Source organism: Gilliamella sp. CG16, from assembly GCF_046635785.1.
Classification (GTDB): domain Bacteria; phylum Pseudomonadota; class Gammaproteobacteria; order Enterobacterales; family Orbaceae; genus Gilliamella; species Gilliamella apicola_I.
The window spans coordinates 1-2,894 of the sequence record NZ_JBIDFL010000021.1; the positions used below are offsets into that span (position 1 = coordinate 1).

Here is a 2,894-nt window from a genome sequence, read left to right on the forward strand (position 1 = left end):
TATAAATTAGATGCGCCGTTACTGGGGACATATAAGGTTGTGGCAAAGACGACGGAAGGTGAAACCATTGATCGTTCGGTGCAACTTATCGTTGATACTGGTGCGTCTGCTCAAAACTTATTTATCAAAGGGCAAGGCGGTGATATTCATTTAGATGTTAAGGATGAAAAAGGTAATGGCGCCAAAAATATTCCCATTAAACTAATTAATTCTGCATCAACAAAAGAGTTAACGCTTGCCACCAATGATAAAGGTGAAATTGACATCAAAAATACTTTAAAAACCTATAAGTATGACCTAATTGTTGATATTGAAGATTTTATTGCTGACTCAAGTAATCAAACTAAATATACCTTATGGGATGCAACATTACCTGATAATTCGCATAAATACATTAATACGATAGAGTTTAATATGAATGGTACCAATCAAAAAGGTGCATTCAATATAAAACCACGTAATGAATGGGGCGTCGATGGAATCGTAGCTATAGATCAAAACAATGACGGTATCTATGGTGCTGATACGGATACTGGCGCATTAGGTATGAATGTCGAGCTTTACTATCCCGGCACGACAACCAAAGTTTTGGGCACAAAAACGATAACTACAAGCGATGATGGTCTATATCGTTTTAAAGATTTAGCGGTGGCGAGTTATGACATAAAAGTAACCAATGTGAAAGCGCCTTATATTCCACTTAGCAAACTTGAACAAAACATCAAAATAACAGATGCAAATAACCAAACAAGTGGTCCGACATTTTTATTAAAAATTGATCCAAATGATTCAAGTTTATCTGGTATATCGGGTCAGGTATTTGTCTTATCAAATCAGTTTTTGCCTAGGGGACCTGATTCTGGTAAGCCTTATAATATATTACCTGTATCAAATACGACTTATTTAGAAACCCCCGTCGATCTTTATCAATACGATGATAGTACATGGAAAAAGATTGCTACACAAACAACAAATAAGAGCAATGGATTATATCAATTCCGTGGTTTGGCGATCGGCAAAGATTATAAAGTGGTCATTAACGAATCTGGTATAGATTTAAATTCCTATATTTTTGTGAATGATTCTGATGGTAAATCAACCAGTACTTCACCAAAATCAAGAAGTAGCCATAAAGGGAAAGTAAAACTTAGTAATGGTACTCAGGCTAATATCGCCCCTAAAGAAATTATTGTTGTTGGTTTAGGTAAAGGAACCCAATCGAATCGAAACTTTTGGTATTCTCCCCTTCGAGAGAACTTAGGAACGTTAAACGTTGAAAGCAATATTAGAACAGCTAATTTAACTACAGCTTGGGGTGGTGTGGTTGATGGTGTCAGCTTAACACACACTGCTACAACTTACATGAAAGTCTCTTTTTATGAAGAAGACGGCGTAACTCCGCTTCTTGATAAACAAGGAAAACCATTAGCTGCAACGCTTGGCAAACCTGGTTCTTATGGCGTGCTCGGTGCACTTGGTAGGATAGCTGCTCCGATTGATCATGCCGGGTTATATACTTATAAAATTGATGATATTAATGACGAAATTGAAGCTGACTATTCGAGTGGTGATTATATTTTAACGATACAAACGGAACTTTCACACTCGAATGCTATGTATTTCAAACCTAAAAAGCCGAATACGCTATCTGGTTATGTTTATCTGAATAATAGCCATTCTGGCGCTTTGGGTGATTATAACCCAGATGAAGATACAGCAATTAAATTTGCCCAGGTATCGTTATACAAAAAGCAGTCAGATAATACATGGAACTTATTCACAAATTTTGGTACGAATCAGGACGGTTATTATAATTTTACAAATCTACCGGATGGTCAATATCGTGTTTTAACTAGACCAAGTTTTTCTGCTGGAAGTAATTTTAATTCACAAGATATTGAACTTGAAAATAATGATCAAAATACTGGCGTTGAAAATAACCAGTCAGTTTTTGAAATAAAAATTGAAGGTGGAAAAGCGCATAATAAGGGAACTAACTTTTGGTATAAGCTGAAACAACAAGATTATGTTGTTCGTGGTAAAGTTTACCTAGATACATATTCTGGCAAAGGGAAATTAGAAGTTAATATTCCAGGGACTTATGATGATCTACCACTTTTTGATGCGACAGTCTTACTTTGTAAAGATAACAATGCTTGTGTAATAGGCGGACAAAGTGTTATTGCATCTAAAAAAACTGGTTCTGATGGGCTTTATAAATTTACCGGCGCTGATGGGCTAACAGCTGGAAAAGATTTTATCGTTAAAGCATTACGTAAAAGCGTAACAGCAGTAGAAAATAGCAGTCAAGATCTTGCAGCTAGCCATAAAATTCGATTTGACAAACTTGGTGCACCAATTGTTAAAAATTTTCTAATGCAAGGAAAAGGTAATATTCGTGCTATGCCTGTTAATGATATGAATGGCGATAGGTATGGTTCAGATTCAGAGAGAGGGACTAATACATCAAATGTTTATTATTGGGATAAAAACAGTAATGATTATCAGTATTGGGGTAAGTTCTGGACGATGGAGCTATACTCATTACCGGAAGGCAAATACCGTATAGTTCACACTCCGGGCAATGATTTTATCGACATTGCGGATGTGGATCCAGCAACACCACCAGGAACGTTAGATTTTGAAGTATTAGCCGATGGTTCACTTGCCAATAATTTAGATAAAAATAAATTATATCTAATGCAAGCTCAAGTTGTACCATCAAATACGACCGAGGCAATTTCGGGCAAGCTTTATCTGGATGTAACAGGTTCTAAAAACAAAGACGGGGCAGCTGAGCTCACTAAAGAAGAACTTATTCAATATAATAAAGGTTTGCTAACCGTAAGTGGTATTTTTACCCCTCGCATCTACCCGGGATATTTTAACGGTAA

1 protein-coding gene is annotated in these 2,894 nt (G+C 36.3%); it reads left to right on the top strand.

Annotation, left to right across the window (positions count from 1 at the left end):
• Positions 1–39: 39 nt before the first annotated feature.
• Positions 40–2,894, top strand: a 2,855-nt coding sequence (locus tag ACGH47_RS11300; protein ID WP_411623472.1) for an SdrD B-like domain-containing protein, incomplete at its 3' end; no start/stop codon positions are given.